Raw genomic sequence first — 500 nt, 5'->3', positions numbered from 1 at the left:
GGTACCAGTAATCCCGATAGGCGTAACCAGCGCGGTCCTTGCCCTTGGGGCTTTGGGCGATCAAAGCCTGGTTATCGTTGGGTTTGAGGGCCAGGTGCACCGCTTGGGCAAAAGGCGAGGTGCGATCGTTATCGCTCCAGGCCAGGCGTACGGCTTCGGCAAAGCGCGCAGCGTCACGCAGGGTGCTGCTCAAACCGCCGCTGGCCATTTCCGTGCCCAGGGCATCGATCTGGCTGTAGGCATCGTCTTCGGCGAACTGCGACCAGATTCGCTCCGCTACCAGGGCCGACCAGGTCTTGCCGAGGACCCGGCGCATCGCCCAGGCAACGGCTTCCGGCGAGCCGTTCTGGTAGTACCAGATCGGTGTGGCGCTGGCTTGCGCGGGCAGGGTGGCGGCCTGCAGGTAGCTGTAGATGTTGTCGGGCATGTTCGCCTGGCGCGGCACGATGCCAGCGGCGGCAAAGAGGCCGATGTCCGGCGGCACTCTGGCGGGATAGACC

At 65.2% G+C, this 500-nt stretch carries 1 pseudogene; it reads right to left on the bottom strand.

Annotated features, from left to right (window positions below):
- A pseudogene (locus tag F8N43_RS29250) lies at positions 1–500 on the bottom strand (6-aminohexanoate hydrolase); the annotation flags it as partial.

The organism is Pseudomonas fluorescens (genome assembly GCF_902498065.1).
GTDB classification, from domain to species: Bacteria; Pseudomonadota; Gammaproteobacteria; order Pseudomonadales; family Pseudomonadaceae; genus Aquipseudomonas; species Aquipseudomonas fluorescens_BJ.
The sequence above is the reverse complement of the archived record's forward strand: the minus strand, read 5'-3'. Positions and strand labels throughout refer to the sequence as shown.